Raw genomic sequence first — 19666 nt, forward strand, 5'->3', positions numbered from 1 at the left:
CTTTTTTAGTTCAGGCCCGAAAGCCTCCCTTAGTGTAATATTGAATCCCGTAATTGACGCCTAACCGCACAATAACCCCCAAATTTTAAAAACAAGAATTTAAATAATTTATTGCTTATTATTTTATTCCAATTGACAAAATTATATTTTTTGGAATAGTCTATGCGCTAGTAAGACGTATCTATAAATAATCCTTCGAACAGTTTTTCACTATGTGATGTTCGACTAGCAAGGAGACAGCTAGTGCACTCGTCACTCAAGCAACTCATTTCTGAATCAAAAACGCTTTTTCCGTTTGATGAGCCCGAAAGAGTAGAACTGGTATCTACCTGCTTTGTATATGCTGTAATGGCAATGAACAACGATTTACCTGATGGTGTCGAGCACAGGCAACCTGTTACCTTCCAAGCGCTTAATGTGATGCTTAATAAGACGTTTAAGCTATCTTCCTTAAGAGTTTCCCATCAAAATATCCCTGAGTATGAAGGTTCACTTACGCAGTTTATTAATCAACTATTGCAACTGCTAGAACAAAACATCATCTCTGCGCATACACTAACTGAAACAGTGTACTACATGCACAATACTTCAAAGTTTAGCTATGCAATACCACCTGAAGTATGCGAGCTTGGTATTGCTCTTTTGGGCGATCAATGCAGTGTGTATTGCCCTTTTGAAAAAGGATATAACTTTGCGCTTCGTCTTCCAGTACACACAGAAGCGATATGTGAAACAGGGAGCCGCGAAGACGCACACTATGCTAAACTTCTTAACTACCTTCATAACGGAAGCATAACTGTCAAGGATTCAGACCCGATTCTGAACCCCAGATTGGTAGACAATGATAAGCTTAAGCAGTTTGAGGCCTCAATCGCAATGCCGCCTTTTGGTCAAAGACTGAAAGAAAAAATCACTATCGATATTTGGGAGAGATTCCCAGAAGAGTCACTGATGGGCGAAGTGTACTATTTACGCCATATGTTAGCGCACAGTACAAAGAGAGTAGTCTGTTTCGTATCAGATGCTTTTCTTTTCCGTACCGCTGCTGGCGAAAAGCTTTTCAAAGAAAATATGATTGAAGAAAACTGGCTTGAAGGCGTAATTGCCCTACCTAGCGGATTACTAAGCCACACATCAGCTCCAATCAATGCAGTTATCCTTAACAAAGAAAAAAGTGGTAGCCACGTCAAGTTCCTGAATGCTCGCAGTTTTAAATTTACAGAGCCGCTGTCAAAAACAAAGAACCGCCTAAGAAACGTTCAGCAAATTATCCGCGAGTTTAACAGCGTATCATCTTCAGATTATTCAATAGATATTAAGCCTTCGCGCATCGAAGAAAACGATTACAACCTATCTCCTGCCCGCTATGTATTAACAGATGATGACAGGAAGCTTTCTAACTTTTTATCCCAATTTAGAGAAGCGCCACTTAAGGAGCTAGTTGAATTCATCCGGCCACAAGCACTAAGTCATGATGATAGTTCAGACGTTACTTTTTCAGAGTATGGACTAAACAACGTAAACGATATTAATCACCTTGAAGGTAAACCCCGCCTCGTAAAAGTGAGTAAACGCCTTAAAAAGCGTGCTGAAAAGCAACGGATTCAAGCTAATGATGTTCTAGTCGTTTGCCGTGGCGCGGTAGGCAAAGTCGCCTTTGTTCCAGAACGGATAGAAGAGAACGCCGTTGCGAATCAAGCCTTTACCATTCTTAGAGTAAAATCGGGGTGCAGAAGGATGACGCCCAAAGCGCTTTTTCAATACTTTTTGTCAGAATTTGGCAAATACCAACTAACTTCTTTGGCGACAGGAACCACATCATTAATGCTTTCCAGCAATGATATCCAATCGATGAAAGTTCCGGGTTTCGAAACATCGCAACTGGAAGTATTAGGTGTAGCGCATGACCAAATCACAGAAAAATTTGTACAGATTGAAGCTTTACGAACTGAAATTGAGAACGCGAATAAAACAACCTTTGAAGCGATAACATCTTGAACGCTGTTTAAGCGCTTTTCAACAGAATCAAAATATTTACAGGCTTGGCAACCGCCTGTAGGACAAATTAGATAAGGGAACCCAATGGCAATTAAAAAAACAGAACTTTATTCATCACTTTGGGCAAGCTGCGACGAACTTCGTGGTGGTATGGACGCAAGCCAGTATAAAGATTATGTGCTCACAATGCTGTTCATGAAGTACGTTAGCGATAAATACAAAGGTGACCCATATGGCATGATTGTAGTGCCTGACGGCGCTAGCTATGACGATATGATAGCCGCTAAAAACGATAAAGAAATTGGCGATAAAATTAATAAAATCATCGCAGCCCTTGCCGAAGAAAACGACCTAAAAGGTATTATAGATGTAGCTGACTTCAACGATGAAGACAAGCTAGGTAAAGGCAAGGATATGGTAGACCGACTCACTAAGCTGGTCGGTATTTTCCAAGGGCTAGACTTATCATCTAATCGTGCTGGCGGTGATGATTTGTTGGGTGACGCATACGAGTACTTAATGCGACATTTTGCCACTGAGTCAGGAAAGTCAAAAGGTCAGTTTTATACTCCATCTGAAGTTTCGCAAATTCTGGCTAAAGTGGTTGGCATTAAAGAGGACACTCCGCAGGATGCGACTGTGTATGACCCCACCTGTGGGTCAGGTTCACTATTGTTAAAAGCCAGTGACCAAGCAGAGCGTGGCTTAACCCTCTATGGGCAAGAGATGGACAATGCGACTAGCGCACTTGCCCGTATGAACATGATTTTGCATAACAATACAACAGCAAAGATATGGAAAGGTAATACACTTGCCGAGCCACAATGGAAGGATGCCCCTAACCAACTTAAGGCCTTTGATTTTGCGGTAGCCAACCCTCCATTTTCTAATAAAAACTGGACGAGTGGCTTAACGCCAGAAAACGATTTGTACAACCGTTTCACATGGGGTATTCCACCTGAGAAAAACGGTGACTACACATTCTTACTTCACATTATTAAAAGCTTAAAAAGCACAGGTAAAGGTGCTGTAATCTTACCGCACGGTGTATTATTCCGTGGTAATGCTGAAGCAACGATTCGCGAAAACCTCATCAAACAAGGCTACATCAAAGGCATTATTGGCCTGCCAGTCAATCTATTTTACGGAACTGGTATTCCTGCGTGTATTATCGTGATTGATAAGGAGCACGCGCAAAAAGCGGTTTCTAATTTTAATGAGAGTGACACTGACTTACCAACCGTATCAGGTCGCCCCATCTTTATGATTGATGCCAGCAAAGGCTTTATCAAAGATGGCAATAAAAACCGCCTGCGCAGTCAAGATATTCATAAAATTGTTGATGTGTTTAACAAAGGCCGAGAGCTTGAGCGTTACAGCCGCTTAGTGGAAATTGATGAAATTGCCGCTAACGACTACAACCTTAACATCCCGCGTTATATCGACTCATCTGAGCCAGAGGACTTACACGATTTAAGCGCTCACCTGCAAGGTGGCATTCCAAACCGCGACATTGATGCGCTTGAGCATTACTGGCAGGTATTCCCAAGTATTCGAGCCACCTTATTTAAACCTGAGCCCAATCCAAAAAGAAGCGGCTATAGCCATGCATTAGTTGAAGCTAGCCAAGTTAAAAGCACGATTTTGGCTCACCAAGAGTTTAAAGATTTTGCAGCACGTAGCCTATTGCCATTTAAAAAATGGATACCAGAAGCGAAATTAAGAGATATTAAAGTAGGCGATAACCCGAAAAGCTTTATCTTTAACATTTCAGAGAATTTGTTAAATAACTATGCCAATAGCGACTTATTAAGCAAATATGATATTTACCAAATCCTGATGGATTACTGGGCTGATACCATGCAGGACGATGTGTATGTATTGGTGCAGGACGATTGGAAAGCAGGTAACACCCTTCGTGAGTTAGTGGCTAAAAAAGGTGAAAAACTCAAAGAAACGCCAGACTTAATCGTCAATAAGAAAAAGTACAAAGCCGAGATTATTCCACCTAGCTTAATCGTTGCCCGTTACTTTGCTAGCGAACAAACTCAGGTTGATGCGCTGCAAGCTAAGCAGGATGAGGCAACTCAAGCATTAGAAAGCTATCTAGAAGAGCATGGTGGTGAAGATGGCTTATTGGTTGAAGCTTTAAATGATAAAGACAAAATCACCAAAGCCAGTGTTGCTGCCAGAGCTAAGCTAGCAACCGATTCTGATGAAGTTAAAGCCCTGAAACAAGCAACCAAGCTGTTTAATGCCGAAGCGGCTGCGAAAAAAGCAGTTAAAGATGCACAGGAAGCACTCGATTTAAGCGTATTTAACCAATATCCAAAACTCACTATCGATGCAATCAAAACCCTGATTGTCGATGACAAATGGCTAGCCACATTACAAGCCAATATCGTTGCTGAAATTGAACGTGTTACCCAACAAATGGCAAACCGGGTTAAACAACTTGAAGAACGATACAGCTCGCCACTACCAACCCTTTCTAATTCAGTTGATGATCTTAGCGATAAAGTAGCAGACCACCTAAAAGCAATGGGCTTGGAGTGGTCACTATGAATGGTTTAGATCAACTTATTCCTGAGGGCTATAAAACTTCTGAAGTAGGCATAATTCCTGAAAGATGGAATGCAGTACTAGCAAAAGAAGTTGTTGAATTCTTTGGCGGATACGGTTTTAGCAGCCGATTAGCTTCAAATGATGGTACTAAATGGCTCAAAATAGCTAATGTTGGAATAAATGAAATTAAATGGGGTGCTGTTTCATATTTGCCAGAATATCTGCTTCAGTCTTTTAAAGAATATTCTCTAGCAGAAAATGATGTAGTAATGGCACTTACTAGACCTTTGCTAGGTGACCAATTAAAAGTCGCCAAAATAGAAAGTAAAGATTTGCCTGCGTTACTTAATCAACGTGTAGCCAAGCTGAAGCCTAAGAGCAGTAATAACCTCAATTATATTTACTACTCAATTCAACGAGAAGACTTTATCGCTGCAATGAATCTAGCAATGGCAGGAACAGATCCGCCAAATATTGGAACAAACGCCCTTGGCAAAATATTTGTCGCGATCCCTGAAGATGAAAAAGAACAAATCGCCATTGCCAATGCCCTATCCGATGTGGATGCGCTATTAACGGAATTGGAAAAGCTGATCGCAAAAAAACAATCGATTAAAACCGCCGCTATGCAGCAACTGCTGACAGGCAAAACACGTTTACCGCAATTCGCCACTTACACCGAAGGCGCTGTTGAAGGTAAGAGCCAAGGCCAGCCAAAAGACACAAAACCCAGCGAACTAGGCGAAATTCCTGAAGATTGGGATGTTGATAGAATTGGTGATGTTTCAACTGTTGATCCCCAAAATTTAGGGGCTGGCACTTCCCCAGACTATGAGTTTGAATACATTTCATTAGAACAAGTTGATAATGGAAAATTAATTGGAACTACACAATATAAATTTCAAGATGCCCCTTCACGAGCGAGAAGAGTTTTAAAACATAATGATGTTTTATTATCAACTGTGAGGCCGAATTTAAAATCTCACTTATTTATCAGAGATAAAGTAAAGAACTTAATCTGTTCAACAGGGTTTGCTGTCATAAGAAGTGGAAATATTAAATTATGTTCGGAGTTTATTTTTCATCACTTGTTTTGCCATGTCATTAATAACCAAATCGAAATGCTGATATCGGGATCAAATTATCCTGCAATAAATAGTAATGACGTAAAGAACTTAAAAATAGCAGTACCGCCCATTGAAGAACAAACCGCCATCGCTACCATCCTATCGGATATGGATAACGAAATCCAAACCCTTGAACAGCGCCTAGCGAAAACCCGCCAAGTCAAACAGGGTATGATGCAGGAACTTCTTACAGGGCGCACGAGGTTGCCATTTTGATTTGCACAAATTGCGTTTACCACAACGCTTTTAAGAGATTTGTGGCTAGTACAGGCATGAGCTCAGAATGTAGCTACTGCGGTAAAGAAAACATTTGTGTCGAAGATGAAGCGCTAGATAAATTTTTGTTAGATAAAATACACGAAATCTTAATCCCAACTAGTGAACTATCTGGCTACCAACAGGCAATAATATTCGAGTGTGGTAGTGATGAAGTCAGCGTTTTTGAACTAGGCGATTTCATTGAAATGTATGTCCCAATAGTGAATGGAACTTATCTTGAGGGACTGCTAGAAAGACTACCGAATGATACTAATGATAATGGCAGCTCAGTTTTATATGCTTTGGACGATGGAAATCTTGAAGACTTGAATGATTTTGAAAACCGTTGGGGTGGTTTCATTAACTCTATTAAACACCAAAAACGATTCTTCAATGAGTTGGCACTTTCCTTCTGCAATGACCTATTTAGTACGATTATTGATGACGACCAAATACTGCCTTCTTTAGTAGTTGATTTACCAATTACGCAAGCTCTCTACCGCGCAAGAGTTGCTTACAGCGTTAGAGATATAGAAACCATTGACGAAGACCCTATAAGAGAGTTAGGGGCGGTTCCGGCCCAGCTGGCTACTTCACAAAGAATGACACCAGCGGGAGTGTCCGCTTTTTATGCAGCCTTCGATCGAAACACTTGTATTAGTGAATTAAGACCAATTGTCGGCGATAATGTAATTTCTGGCGAATTCCGTCCTATCAGAGCTTTAAAGCTTTTGGACTTGGACGCCTTGAAGGATATTCAAATCGATGACGATATATTTTCCGACAGATGGAAAATGCTATCTCATGCTTATACATTTTTTCCTGAGCTAGTCTTTAAGCTTACTCGTCCATCCAGTCGTCACAATCAACATGATTACTTAACGACTCAAATCATTTTTGAGTACCTGAGCACTGAATTTGGTTCTCAAATTGATGGAATTATATATCCTTCAATTCAAACCAACGGGGATAGTTATAGTGTTGCCTTATTCCCAGAGCGTTCTATAGCAAACAACGGAACCATATCACTCGAAAATACTGACTCTTTTCAAGAAAATAGTGCTGCTTTGTTTTTTGTCCCTGAGTCAATCAGATTCCATAGAGTGAAAGGCGCACGCTACATCGCTACGGAAGAAGAAAACTCGGTAATGCTAACAACAGGTGATACCGTATTAAAGCGTCTTTTCCCAAGAGAGAGATATTGAATATGGCAATGTCTATTGAGGTAAGAATGCATGGCTGAATGTAATATTCAATATAAGGAACATTACTTTGTCGGTTGGGATGTAGGTGGCTGGAACTGCGCTAGAAACCGCAATAGCCGCGATGCTTTAGTTATCCTCAATAGTAAAAATAAAATTGTTGGCACGCCTTGGCGCGGAAACTTATCGCCGACAATTAATTCAGCAAGCAGCCAAGCTGAATTTATTAGGTCACTATTTTCGCTCTGCAAAACTGAGTACACAGTTGGTCACATTACCTTGGCAATAGACACGCCCCTTGGATTTAGTACGTATTTTCATGGCCTACTGACGGGGACATTCGCAGATTGTGACACCGCTAGTGCGCTAAACCCTTATCTATTTAGGTATACAGAGCGTTTTTTAGCTGAATGGGGCTACACACCTCTCTCCCCTATTAAAGATATGATTGGCAGTCAGGCTACAAAGGGTATACACACTTTGGCTAAGTTTGTGCCTAAGATACGACAAGCTGGAGTATGGCAAAGTGGTGACATCACCGCAATTGAAGCTTATCCGTCTCCCTGTGCTCATTCTGCCATTATGAATAAATTACAAAAAAGTGCGGTGCTTGAGTGGTGCATCAATGACATCGGTGAAGAACAATTGGTTGACCACCGCTTACCAACACAAGATCATATCGATGCGTTTATATGTGCTTTAATTGCCAAACTATTCGCTGAGCAGCCGGAAGTGCTAAGGTTTCCTGATGAAGCTGCGCCAGAGCAAGAAGGATGGATTTTTCTCCCTAAAGATTGCTTTGATGAGAACAATAAAAAAGAAAAATTTTTGATTAGTAGATAATTACAAGGATGAGGCCATGAGTAATGTCGGGCAAAAAGAACGGAAAACCCAAAACCGCGTGGTTAAGTTTTTTAAAGAACAGCTTAATTACGATTACTTAGGTAATTGGGAATACCGTGACGGTAACAGCAATATAGAAAAAGACCTGCTCACTAAATGGTTAAAAGGTCGTGGTATTTCTGACTCACTAATTACTCGCACATTACGTCAGCTCGACACTGCCGCAGCTCTTGGTGAAGGAAAAAAGCTCTTTGATGCAAACAAAGACGTTTATCGCCTTCTTCGTTATGGCGTAAAAGAAAAAGAAGGTGCAGGTGAGCAAAACCAAACTGTTTGGCTAATTGATTGGAAAAAACCAGAAGCGAACGACTTTGCCATTGCTGAAGAAGTTACAGTAAAAGGTGAACTGAAAAAGCGCCCTGATATCGTTATCTACGTAAATGGTATTGCGCTTGGTGTAATTGAATTAAAGCGCTCTTCAGTATCAGTCAGCGAAGGTATTCGCCAGAACTTAGACAATCAAAAGAAAGCGTTTGTACGTAACTTCTTTACTACCATGCAACTCGTTATGGCGGGTAACGACACTCAAGGTGTCCGCTACGGCACAATTGAAACGTCTGAAAAGTATTACCTTGAATGGAAAGAATGCGCTGGTAAAGAAAACCCCAATCCACTGCCAGCGAAAGGCATTACAACAGATAACTTACTTGATACTCATATAGCGCAATTGTGCGATAAAAGGCGCTTCTTGCAACTTATTCATGACTTTATTGTGTTTGACGCTGGCGTGAAGAAAACATGCCGTCACAATCAATTCTTTGGTATTCAGGCTGCGCAGAAGCACGTAAAAACACACGATGACGGCATTATTTGGCATACACAAGGCTCTGGTAAAAGCTTAACTATGGTTTGGCTTGCCAAGTGGATTCGGGAAAATGTAACGGATTCACGGGTTCTAATTATTACCGACCGAACCGAATTAGATGAACAAATAGAAAAAGTATTCTCTGGTGTTGATGAAGAGATCTATCGTACAAAAAGCGGACGAGACTTAGTTGCCACGCTCAATCAACCTAACCCTTGGCTGTTCTGCTCACTGGTACATAAGTTTGGTAGAAATGGCGAACCAGTCTCGGAAGAAGACGATGATGAAGCAACAAAGGACTACCTTGAAGCCTTAACCAAAAACTTGCCAAATGATTTTACAGCAAAGGGGGAATTATTTGTGTTCGTCGATGAGTGCCATCGAACACAATCGGGCAAGTTGCACGAAGCGATGAAAGCTATTTTACCTGAAGCCATGTTTATTGGTTTTACAGGTACACCGCTGATGAAAAAGGATAAGAAGAAGTCCTTAGAGGTCTTTGGCCCTTATATTCACACCTACAAATTTGATGAAGCCGTAAGTGACGGTGTGGTGTTGGATCTTCGATATGAAGCAAGAGATATCGACCAACATTTAACGTCAGAGAAAAAAGTAGATCAGTGGTTTGAAGCTAAAACTAAGGGTTTATCTAACCTTGCAAAAATGCAGCTCAAGCAAAGATGGGGCACAATGCAAAAAGTGCTATCTAGCAAATCACGTCTAGAGCAAATCGTTAGCGATATCTTGATGGACATGGAAATCAAACCTGCGCTCATGTCTGGCAGAGGCAACGCGATGCTGGTCTGCGCTAGTGTGCATCAAGCATGTGTTGTATATGACTTATTTAGCAAAACAGACCTCGCAGGTAAATGTGCAGTAGTAACCAGCTACCATCCCGCTGCCAGCACCATAAAAGGTGAAGAATCTGGTGAAGGGCTAACTGAAAAGCTTTTCAAATATAATACTTATCGCAAAATGCTGGCTGAGTATTTTGAACAAAGTGAAGAGGAAGCAGCAAAACGCGTTGAAGAATTCGAGAAAGCCGTTAAGAAACGCTTTATCGAAGAACCGGGGCAAATGCGTCTGCTGATAGTTGTAGATAAGCTGCTCACTGGCTTTGATGCGCCTTCTGCCACTTACCTCTACATCGACAAGAAGATGGCTGACCATAATCTATTTCAAGCAATATGCCGTGTAAATCGTTTAGACGGTGAAGATAAAGATTACGGTTACATCATCGACTATAAAGATTTATTTCGCTCTTTGGACAAAGCTATTAAAGATTACACAGCGGAAGCGTTTGACGGCTACGATGCTGACGATGTTAAAGGTCTTTTAAAGGATCGATTACAAGAGTCTCGTGCTGATTTAGATAACGCGCTCGAAGCGGTACGAGCTTTGTGTGAACCAGTTAAATCACCTAGAGATACCAAAGATTTTATCCACTATTTTTGCGGTGAGTCTGGTGTAGAACCCAAAGATGAGAATGAGCGCACTGAAAAAGAAGCACTACGTTTAACCCTTTATCAATCAGTCGCTAAGCTGATCCGTGCGTACACTAACCTTGCAAATGAAATGGAGCAAGCGGGCTACACCTTTGAAGAAGCCGAAAACATTAAAAAAGAAGTCGCATACTTTGAGAAAGTGAGAGATGAGGTAAAACTAGCCAGTGGCGACTTACTCGAAATGAAGCGCTTTGAGCCAGCAATGCGACATCTTTTAGACATGTATATACGTGCTGATGATAGTGAGTCGCTAATGGATTTTGAAGAGTTAGGCTTGATTGATTTGGTAGTCAATAATAACGGTAAGGGCTTGGAGTCTTTACCTGAAAGCTTGAGAAAAAATGAAGAAGCTATGGCTGAAGCTATTGAAAACAATGTTAGAAAAACCATTGTTGATGAAAATCCGGTTAACCCCAAATATTTTGACAGCATGGCTGCCCTACTAGATGAAATAATCAAGCAACGCAGAGAGCAAGCATTAAGCTATCAGGAATACCTTGAACAGATAAAGGCACTCGCTAAGAAAGTAGTCAATCCTGCTGAGAACAGCACTCAGAGCTACCCTCTATCCATCGACACAGCTGCTAAAAAAGCGATTTACGACAACTTCGGAAACGATGAAGTTCTTACCACTAAAATTGATACTGCGGTCCGCTACACTAAAAAAGCCGATTGGCTTGGTGATCGGTTTAAAGAGCGTGAGATAGCCAATGCTATTAGAGAGGAAACTGCTGATTATGACGTTGAAATCGCTAACGTAATGGAACTTATAAAAGCTCAAAAGGAATACCATTAGTATGGTCAGCGTTGAGCACAAAAAGTTTGGCGAAGTGGATGTGGAAGTTCATCGCCGTGATATTAAAAACATACACCTAAATGTTTTGCCGCCAAATGGCAGAGTAAGGCTATCGGTTCCAAAAAACACCTCTGAACAATCGATAAGAATAGCAATTGTTCATAAATTGGGGTGGATTAAGCGCCAGCAGGCTGATTTCAAACAGCAAGCGAGACAATCTGAACGTGAAATGGTGAGCGGCGAAGCCCATTACCTTTGGGGCCAGAAGTTAAGGCTAGAGGTTAATTCAACAGCAAGACAACATAGCATCGCGCTTAAAGGTAAAACAAAATTAGAAATTGAGGTTAGAGCAGGCACGGCGTTAGAGAATAAACTGAAGCTGTTGAATAGCTTCTATCGTATCGAACTTCAGCAACAATTAGATAAACACCTGCCGTATTGGGAAGCAAGATTAGGTGTAAAAGCTAGCGCTATAAGCATAAGAAAAATGAAAACCAAATGGGGAAGCTGCAACACAGACACGAAACGCATACTTATAAATCTTGAGCTAGCTAAAAAACCTTTTGAGTGTTTAGAGTTTATTCTTGTCCACGAACTAGTGCATTTGCTCGAAAGGCATCATAACAAGAAGTTTGTTGCATTGATGGACAAACACCTCCCCGACTGGCGTGAACGACGAAATCTTCTGAACAGTTTGCCGTTGGCTTATGAAGATTGGAGTTATTAAAATACCAATTAATTCAGTCATATCAGGTAGAAACTTAAAAAATCACAACTATTTCAATACCAAACAAACAAGGACAGATAATCTATGAAAAAGGAAGACTTTCTTCGTCTTTATTTGAATGAAATCGAGGACGGCAACGCTGCACTCTTTGCAGGAGCAGGTCTTTCCATTGATGCAGGGTATGTTGACTGGAAGAACCTACTAACCCCGTTAGCAAAAGAGCTAGGGCTCAATTTAGATCTTGAGCAAGACCTAGTCTCTGTTGCTCAATTTTTTCGAAATAGCAACAATCGTAATCGTATCACCCAAAAATTGATCGACGAGTTAGGAACAGTCGCAAACCCGACGGTTAATCACGAAATCCTCGCTTCTCTGCCAATCAGCACTATATGGACAACTAATTACGACAGGCTTATTGAAGACGCATTGAAAGCTGAAGGGAAGATTGTTGACTCCAAATACAACAAAGATCAGCTAGCCAATACAAGGCGAGGCAGGGATGTAGTCTTGTATAAAATGCATGGTGATATTGAGAACCCACAAGATACTACGCTCACGAAAGATGAGTATGAAAAATACCCTTTCACGCATGCACCATTCATAACTGCTCTTTCTGGAGACTTGGTTTCTAAAACATTTTTGTTTGTTGGATTCAGTTTTAGCGACCCCAACTTGGATTATATTTTAAGCAGAATTAGAGTTAATTTTAAAGATAACCAGAGAAATCATTATTGCATTTTCAAAAAAGTTGAAAGGAACGATTTCGACACAGATGCTCAATTTGAAAACGGAAAAATAAAACAAGAACTCGTCGCTCAAGATTTAAATAGGTTTCATATAAATGTTGTCTTTGTAGAGAAATATACCGACATCACGTCTCTTCTGGAGAAGCTTTATAAACAGTACAAACGTAAAACAGTATTCTTTTCTGGGTCTGCTGACGATTTTGGGCCGTGGCAAAAACACGATGTTGAAGAAGCTCTTTTTAAACTTGGGTCTTCAATGGTAGACAAAGGGTTTCGCGTTGCTTCAGGAGTTGGTTTAGGTATTGGTAACCCATTAATATCCGGCGCTATTTCGTCGGCATACAAAAAGCAGCAATCGCATTTAGACGACCATCTATTAATGCGTCCGTTTCCACAATTCATTAAAGATGATAAAGAAAGGGCTAATGTCTGGACGAGATACCGGGAAGCTATCATCGGTAAATCTGGTATAGCTTTATTCTTTATGGGCAACAAGCGAAACGGAAAAGAAACTGTGGCTGCAAATGGTGTTATAGAGGAATTTGAAATTGCGCTTAGTAAAGGTGTTTTTGTAATACCGATCGGTTGCTCAGGTTTTGTTGCTAAAACTTTATGGGAGCGAGTGACAGCCGATATCGCCACCTATTATCCAGATGCCAGTGCAGACTTTATTGATAAGTTGAATGAACTTGGCCAAGAAGTAGATGGGCCAGCTGAAATTATTTCTCAAGTGACTGAACTTATGGAATTAGTGATAAAGGAGTAACTATGGCAAGGAAGATTTTTGTATCCTATAAATATGGGGATACTAATGTTGAAAGTTTAAGTGATAGCTTTTTTGTCTCAACAAAAGCCAGAGATTACGTTACAGAGCTACAACAGTTGCTTAGTGACTACAATGAAATTTACAAGGGTGAAAATGACAACGAAGACCTTAGTGACTTCAAAGATAGCACTATCGAATCTAGACTAAGAAATAAGATATTTGACAGTAGCATAACCATCGTTGTTGTTTCGAGGGGTATGAAAGCATGGTTTGATGATGAAAAAGACCAATGGATGCCATGGGAAATTTCATACTCTCTTAGAGAGCTATCCAAAAATGGGAGAAGGAGTAAACCCAATGGTGTATTAATGCTTGTTTTACCAGATGAAGATGGTGCCTATGATTACTACATAAAAGAAAAGAGCTGTCCTTATTGCAATTGCCGCACACTAAAAACTGACTTCCTTTTTGGAATTCTAAGGAGAAATGTCTTTAACAGTAAGTCGATTGAGGCGACAGACTGTGACCATCATACTGGCAATCCAGCTTATACAGGAGATCACTCATACATACTATCTGTTAAGTGGAGTGATTTTAAAAAAGCACCGACAACTTATCTAGACAGGTGTGCCGAACTTCGCGATAAAATCGACGACTTCAATATTTCCAAGTCCATTCACACCGATAAGGGCTGAACACTCAACCGTGTAGCTAATAAAATTTATAAGCCCTTACTGTCAACAGTGAGGGCTTATAAATTATAGTAAAAACCTAATTGCTAACGGGTAACTTCTTTAATAACGGGAAACCCATTATTCCTAACGGGTAACCTCATTATTTGTCACAACCACCCTACTCCTCAACATAGCTCTCAATGCTAGGGCAAGAACAGATCAGGTTACGGTCGCCGTAAACGTCATCAATACGGTTAACCGTTGGCCAGAATTTGTTTCTGTGTACTTCTGGTGCTGGGTACGCCGCTAGCATGCGGTCGTAGCTGCGGTTCCAGTTGCTGTCACAGATGTCTGCTAGCGTGTGCGGTGCATTGTGCAGTGGGTTGTCTGTTGCATCCCACTCGCCGCTTTCCACTTTCGCTATTTCTTGGCGAATGCTTATCATGGCGTTAATGAAACGGTCTAGCTCGTACTTCGCTTCAGACTCTGTTGGCTCTACCATTAATGTGCCCGCCACTGGGAAGCTCATTGTGGGTGAGTGGAAACCGTAGTCGTTTAAGCGCTTAGCAATGTCTAGCTCGGTTACGCCACTGGCTTCTTTTAATGGGCGAAGGTCGATAATACATTCGTGGGCTACACGGTCGTTGTTGCCTTTGTAAAGTATTTCAAAGTGCCCCTCTAGCTTCTTAGCCACGTAGTTCGCGTTAAGAATGGCCACTTCCGTTGCACGGCGTAAGCCTTCGCTACCCATCATTTTGATGTACATGTAGCTGATAGGCAAAATAGACGCACTTCCCCATGGCGCACCGCTTACCGCGCCGCAGTTTTTACCCGCAGTTTCTACATTAATCACGGTGTGATTTGGTAAAAACGGTGCAAGGTGCGATTTTACGCCAATTGGCCCCATACCTGGGCCGCCGCCACCGTGTGGAATGCAGAATGTTTTGTGCAAGTTAAGGTGCGATACGTCTGAGCCAATAAAGCCTGGTGACGTAATACCCACCTGCGCGTTCATGTTCGCGCCGTCCATGTAAACCTGGCCGCCGTGCTCATGAACGATGTCGCATATTTCTTTCACCGTTTCTTCGTAAACACCGTGAGTAGATGGGTACGTGATCATTGCGCATGATAGGTTGTCGCCCACTTCTTCCGCTTTTTTGCGAAGGTCGTTAAGGTCTACGTTACCATTTGAATCACAGGCTACTACCACTACTTTTAGGCTAACCATTTGCGCCGAAGCTGGGTTAGTGCCGTGAGCAGAACTTGGTATTAGACATACGTTTCTGTGGCTGTCGCCGCGGCTTTCATGGTAGCGCTGAATAGCTAATAAGCCAGCATACTCACCTTGTGCGCCTGAGTTAGGTTGCATAGAAAGTGCGTCGTAACCCGTTACATCAATTAGCCACTCGGCTAATTCTGCAATCATTTCTTGATAGCCTACGGCTTGATCAAGTGGCGCGAACGGGTGCAATTGCCCAAATTCAGCCCAGGTTACGGGTATCATTTCTGCCGTCGCGTTTAGCTTCATGGTGCAAGAGCCCAATGAAATCATTGAATGGTTTAATGCCAAATCTTTGTTTTCAAGGCTTTTGATATAACGCAGCATTTCAGTTTCAGAGTGATACTTGTTGAACACTTCGTGAGTCAAAATGTCGCTAGTACGTACTAACTCTTCTGGAATAGATTTAACGGCTTGTGTCGTTACTTCTGCGTCTAGGTCTTCAACACTTAGTCCGTGATCATCACCTAGAATAACGTTGAATAACGCAAGAATGTCTTCGCGAGTCGTGGTTTCATCTAGCGATACGCCTACTGCACCGTCTAAATCTGAACGTAAGTTCATGCCATTGGCATAGGCTTTTGCAAGTACGTCTTCTTTGTTTTCAACCATTACAGTGAGTGTGTCGAAGTACGTGCTGTGCTTAAGGGCTACGCCTTTGCTAGCGCCTTTTTGTGTTAGGCCAGTAGCAAGAATGTCAGCAAAACGGTGAATACGCTCGGCGATGGTTTTTAAGCCCTGCGGGCCGTGATATACGGCGTAAAAGCTCGCCATGTTGGCAAGTAGCACTTGCGCGGTACAAATGTTCGAGTTCGCTTTTTCGCGGCGAATGTGCTGCTCGCGAGTTTGCAGTGCCATACGCAGTGCTGGGCGGTCGCGTGTATCTTTACTTACGCCAATAATACGTCCTGGCAATGAACGCTTGAAGCTTTCGCGGGTTGCAAAGAAAGCAGCGTGTGGGCCGCCATAACCCATTGGTACACCAAAGCGCTGCGCACTGCCTAATGCTACATCGGCACCCAGTTCGCCAGGCGACTTAAGCATTACTAAGCTCATTAGGTCTGCCGCTACTGCCACAATCCCTTTTTTCGCTTGTACTGCGGCAATAATGTCAGAAATATCTTTAATTTCGCCCGTGCTGGTTGGGTATTGTAAAAGCGCACCGAACACGTCGTGCTCTGCGGCTTCTTCTGCAGGGCCAGTAACAATTTCAAAACCAAACATCTCGGCGCGAGTTTTTACTACATCTAGTGTTTGTGGGTGCACATCGTCAGACACAAAAAAGATGTTTGCTTTTTTGTTTTTCGAAACTCGCTTGGCAAGGCCCATAGCCTCGGCTGCCGCGGTGCTCTCATCTAGCAATGAAGCAGATGCCAGCTCAAGACCGGTTAAATCGATGGTCACTTGCTGGAAGTTCAAAATAGCTTCTAAACGACCTTGCGCAATCTCTGGCTGATAAGGGGTGTACGCCGTGTACCAACCTGGGTTTTCTAACACGTTACGCAAAATAACGTTCGGTACGTGGGTATCGTAGTAGCCCATTCCGATAAACGAACGGTTTATTTTGTTTTTCGCCGCAACCGCTTTTAATTCACTTAATGCTTCAACTTCTGTCGCACCTTCGCCGCATTTTAACGGTTCTGGTAGCGCAATACCTGCCGGTACGGTTTGCTCAATTAAATCATCTAATGAGCTAGCACCAATGGCAGACAGCATTTCTTCAATTTCGCCTTTACCCGGGCCAATATGACGGCGGATAAACGTATCTTTTTGCTCTAGTTGAGCTAATGTAGGAGAAGTATTCGACATAACGTTGTTAAGCACTCTTAATGGTTGCCGCAAGGGCGTCGTTAAATCTAAAAGTTAAAAAGGGGCTGAATAATATTCATGCCCCTTTTTCAACTGTGTATCTTTCTATCAGCGTAACGAATTACTCTTCGTCAATGCTGTTTTCATAACCTTCTGCGTCAAGCAAGCCTTCTACTTCTGCAGGGTCTTCCGCTTTAATCTTGAACATCCAGCCTTCGCCGTATGGGTCAGAGTTTACTAACTCTGGCGAGTCTTCTAGGTCTTCGTTGATTTCGATTACTTCACCAGTGATTGGCGTGTAAACGTCAGAAGCCGCTTTAACCGACTCAGCAACACACACGTCGTCGCCAGTAGTTACCGCGTCACCTACGTCTGGTAATTCAACGAAAACCATATCGCCAAGTAAACCTTGTGCGTGTTCAGAAATACCTACAGTAAAAACACCGTCGCCTTCAGAGCGAACCCATTCGTGGGTAGCGGCATAACGTAAATCAGTTGGGATGTTGCTCATAATCGTTCCTGTTAATCTTTATCAATTTTGTAAACTTGAGACGTAAACTTATAAAACACTTTTTCCGTTGCGAACAAAGGAGGGCTTAACCACTTTTACTGTAACCCACTTTTTGCGCATTTCCACTTCTACTGTGTCACCCACATTGCTAGGCACTCGCGCCATTGCTATGGAGTGCCCAAGTGTTGGAGAAAACGTACCTGAGGTAATTACGCCTTCGCCGTTGTCTGTTTTTACTTTAAGACCATGACGCAATACGCCTTTTTCAGTCATTACTAAGCCAACCAGCTTGTCGGTGCCTGTTTCGCGCAGTGCTTCAAGGGCTTTTCTGCCAACGAAGTCTCTGTCTGCTGGCTCCCAAGTAATTGTCCAACCCATGTTAGCCGCCAGTGGCGATATAGTTTCATCCATATCTTGGCCGTAAAGGTTCATACCTGCTTCTAAGCGCAATGTATCTCGTGCGCCTAGACCGCACGGCTTAACGCCTGCGTCTAACAAGCTTTGCCAAAAGCTTGCTGCTTGTGCCGTTGGCACCATAATTTCGTAGCCCGCTTCACCGGTGTAACCTGTTGTTGCAATGAATAAGTCTTCAGCTTGTACGCCAAAGAACGGCTTCATGCCTGCTACTGCTTCTTTTTGCGCCGCACTGAAAAGCGTTCCCGCTTTTTCTTTTGCATTGGGGCCTTGTACTGCAATCATCGCGAACTCAGAACGCTCGGTAATGGTTACGTCAAAACCTTCAGCTTTGCTCATTAGCCAATTCATGTCTTTTTCGCGAGTGGCTGAATTAACCACTAAGCGGTAATTAGTTTCGTCAAAGTGATACACGATAAGGTCATCAACAACCCCACCCTCTTCGTTCAACATACCGCTGTAAAGGGCTTTGCCTTTATCTTTTAGCTTAGCAACGTCGTTTGCCAATAGGTATTGAAGGTACGCTTTTGCCTGCGGGCCTGTAGCATCAACAATGGTCATGTGAGATACATCAAACATACCGGCGTTTTGGCGCACAGCATGATGCTCTTCAATTTGAGAACCATAATTAATTGGCATATCCCAGCCGAAGAAGTCGACCATTTTGGCACCAGCTTCTAGGTGCTTCGCATGTAGGGCGGTGGTGTTAGACATTCCACTTTACTCTTGTTGAAAGATAGAAAACAACAATGAGTATAGTTAGGTAACAATCACGCAACAAATTGATAATTCTTATCACTACATTTGAAAACCTGATGTAAATACTAGAGAACATCAGAAAACGTTATATTCGTAAGAGGGGTTGAGAAGGGCTTAAGAAGAGCTGTAAAAGAGCTTGAGAAGAGCCTTCGAGGAGAACCTGTTTAGTAAGATTAGAGAGCGTTGATCGAGCAGGTTTGCCAATAGGGGAAAAATAGATAAGGACTAAATAAATAGCGCAAAATAAAAAACGCTGCCTATTGATGCAGCGTTTTATTGAGAATGCGTGAATACGATGCGACTCAGCTGTCGACGTTCTGAGCCTGCTTACGCGACTCTAGCTCTATGGTAAGCTTTTCAGAAATGCGGCCTCGTAACGATTCATTTTGATTAGCCGCAATGGAGATCTCACGATATTTCTGCATTGCTATGCCGTTGTCTGAAATGGCGGTTTGCATTTTTTCTCTAGCTTCTTGCTGAAGATCTTTGGCTTTAGCCTGATCGCCAGCAGCCTGAATTTCTGCCTGATACTTCTGGCCTATTAACTGAACCGTTAAATAGGCATGAACAAACTGGTCGACCTGCTTTTCAGAAATTTGCACCTGTTTTGTGGCGCCCTGCTGTTCTTGAGCCTGTACGCCTTGTGCCTTGGAGGCTTGTGTATTTGTTTCCTGTGCAATGGCTGCACCTGCACTTAGTCCTGCGGTTAAGGCGGCGGTGAGCAATGTTGTCTTAATAAGCTTCATTAAAGCTCCTTGTCATTTCATGAATGTCAATTGGCTGCGATAATTGAGTTTAACTTCGTTATTTGAAAGCCGTTCT

The 19666-nt window shown here is 42.3% G+C and carries 13 protein-coding genes; 9 read left to right on the forward strand and 4 right to left on the reverse strand.

All coding sequences use genetic code 11. The features are described 5' to 3' along the window. Positions 1–243 precede the first annotated feature (243 nt). The 9 genes from BM528_RS13850 to BM528_RS13890 all read left to right on the forward strand — a co-directional run bounded on the left by BM528_RS13850 (position 244) and on the right by BM528_RS13890 (position 14093). A complete protein-coding gene (locus BM528_RS13850) occupies positions 244–1998 on the forward strand; it encodes a type I restriction-modification system subunit M/S (protein WP_071980320.1) in 1755 nt (584 codons plus the stop codon). An 84-nt stretch (positions 1999–2082) separates the two neighbouring features. Continuing rightward, positions 2083–4563, forward strand: a complete 2481-nt coding sequence (locus BM528_RS13855) for a type I restriction-modification system subunit M (protein ID WP_071980321.1) — start codon at positions 2083–2085, stop codon at positions 4561–4563. Continuing rightward, a complete protein-coding gene (locus BM528_RS13860) occupies positions 4560–5906 on the forward strand; it encodes a restriction endonuclease subunit S (protein WP_071980322.1) in 1347 nt (448 codons plus the stop codon). Before BM528_RS13855 ends, BM528_RS13860 begins: the two co-directional genes overlap by 4 nt. Positions 5907–5947: 41 nt before the next feature. Beyond that, on the forward strand, positions 5948–7153 hold the full coding sequence (locus tag BM528_RS13865; RefSeq protein ID WP_071980323.1) for an RES domain-containing protein: 1206 nt from the start codon (positions 5948–5950) through the stop codon (positions 7151–7153). A gap of 30 nt (positions 7154–7183) precedes the next feature. Further along, a complete protein-coding gene (locus BM528_RS13870; RefSeq protein ID WP_071980324.1) occupies positions 7184–7993 on the forward strand; it encodes a DUF429 domain-containing protein in 810 nt (269 codons plus the stop codon). 16 nt (positions 7994–8009) lie between these two features. Further along, entirely contained in the window at positions 8010–11159 is a 3150-nt protein-coding gene (locus BM528_RS13875; RefSeq protein WP_071980325.1) for a type I restriction endonuclease subunit R, read from the forward strand. A gap of 1 nt (position 11160) precedes the next feature. Then, positions 11161–11886 (forward strand): M48 family metallopeptidase, encoded by a 726-nt coding sequence (locus BM528_RS13880; protein ID WP_071980326.1) that lies wholly within the window; start codon positions 11161–11163, stop codon positions 11884–11886. Between the two features lie 84 nt (positions 11887–11970). Further along, a complete protein-coding gene (locus BM528_RS13885) occupies positions 11971–13398 on the forward strand; it encodes an SIR2 family protein (RefSeq protein WP_071980327.1) in 1428 nt (475 codons plus the stop codon). Between the two features lie 2 nt (positions 13399–13400). Then, on the forward strand, positions 13401–14093 hold the full coding sequence (locus tag BM528_RS13890) for a TIR domain-containing protein (protein WP_071980328.1): 693 nt from the start codon (positions 13401–13403) through the stop codon (positions 14091–14093). A gap of 157 nt (positions 14094–14250) precedes the next feature. Here BM528_RS13890 and gcvP read toward each other — a convergent pair whose 3' ends face one another. The 4 genes from gcvP to BM528_RS13910 all read right to left on the reverse strand — a co-directional run bounded on the left by gcvP (position 14251) and on the right by BM528_RS13910 (position 19590). After that, complete coding sequence (gene gcvP, locus BM528_RS13895) at positions 14251–17160, reverse strand: aminomethyl-transferring glycine dehydrogenase (RefSeq protein ID WP_071980329.1); 2910 nt, start codon at positions 17158–17160, stop codon at positions 14251–14253. Positions 17161–17281: 121 nt separating this feature from the next. Then, on the reverse strand, positions 17282–17671 hold the full coding sequence (gene gcvH / locus BM528_RS13900; protein ID WP_071980330.1) for a glycine cleavage system protein GcvH: 390 nt from the start codon (positions 17669–17671) through the stop codon (positions 17282–17284). A 48-nt stretch (positions 17672–17719) separates the two neighbouring features. Further along, on the reverse strand, positions 17720–18799 hold the full coding sequence (gene gcvT, locus BM528_RS13905) for a glycine cleavage system aminomethyltransferase GcvT (RefSeq protein WP_071980331.1): 1080 nt from the start codon (positions 18797–18799) through the stop codon (positions 17720–17722). A 347-nt stretch (positions 18800–19146) separates the two neighbouring features. After that, entirely contained in the window at positions 19147–19590 is a 444-nt protein-coding gene (locus BM528_RS13910) for a DUF4168 domain-containing protein (RefSeq protein ID WP_071980332.1), read from the reverse strand. Between the last annotated feature and the right edge of the window lie 76 nt (positions 19591–19666).

Source organism: Alteromonas sp. RW2A1 (assembly GCF_001886475.1).
Taxonomy (GTDB): domain Bacteria; phylum Pseudomonadota; class Gammaproteobacteria; order Enterobacterales; family Alteromonadaceae; genus Alteromonas; species Alteromonas hispanica.

What these genes read in the sequence shown, in the direction of transcription:
- gcvT (WP_071980331.1), bottom strand. Translation starts at nt 18,799, where the DNA reads ATGTCTAACACCACCGCCCTACATGCGAAGCACCTAGAAGCTGGTGCC.
- BM528_RS13910 (WP_071980332.1), bottom strand. Translation starts at nt 19,590, where the DNA reads ATGAAGCTTATTAAGACAACATTGCTCACCGCCGCCTTAACCGCAGGA.
- BM528_RS13885 (WP_071980327.1), top strand. Translation starts at nt 11,971, where the DNA reads ATGAAAAAGGAAGACTTTCTTCGTCTTTATTTGAATGAAATCGAGGAC.
- BM528_RS13870 (WP_071980324.1), top strand. Translation starts at nt 7,184, where the DNA reads ATGGCTGAATGTAATATTCAATATAAGGAACATTACTTTGTCGGTTGG.
- gcvH (WP_071980330.1), bottom strand. Translation starts at nt 17,671, where the DNA reads ATGAGCAACATCCCAACTGATTTACGTTATGCCGCTACCCACGAATGG.
- BM528_RS13855 (WP_071980321.1), top strand. Translation starts at nt 2,083, where the DNA reads ATGGCAATTAAAAAAACAGAACTTTATTCATCACTTTGGGCAAGCTGC.
- gcvP (WP_071980329.1), bottom strand. Translation starts at nt 17,160, where the DNA reads ATGTCGAATACTTCTCCTACATTAGCTCAACTAGAGCAAAAAGATACG.
- BM528_RS13875 (WP_071980325.1), top strand. Translation starts at nt 8,010, where the DNA reads ATGAGTAATGTCGGGCAAAAAGAACGGAAAACCCAAAACCGCGTGGTT.
- BM528_RS13890 (WP_071980328.1), top strand. Translation starts at nt 13,401, where the DNA reads ATGGCAAGGAAGATTTTTGTATCCTATAAATATGGGGATACTAATGTT.
- BM528_RS13860 (WP_071980322.1), top strand. Translation starts at nt 4,560, where the DNA reads ATGAATGGTTTAGATCAACTTATTCCTGAGGGCTATAAAACTTCTGAA.
- BM528_RS13880 (WP_071980326.1), top strand. Translation starts at nt 11,161, where the DNA reads ATGGTCAGCGTTGAGCACAAAAAGTTTGGCGAAGTGGATGTGGAAGTT.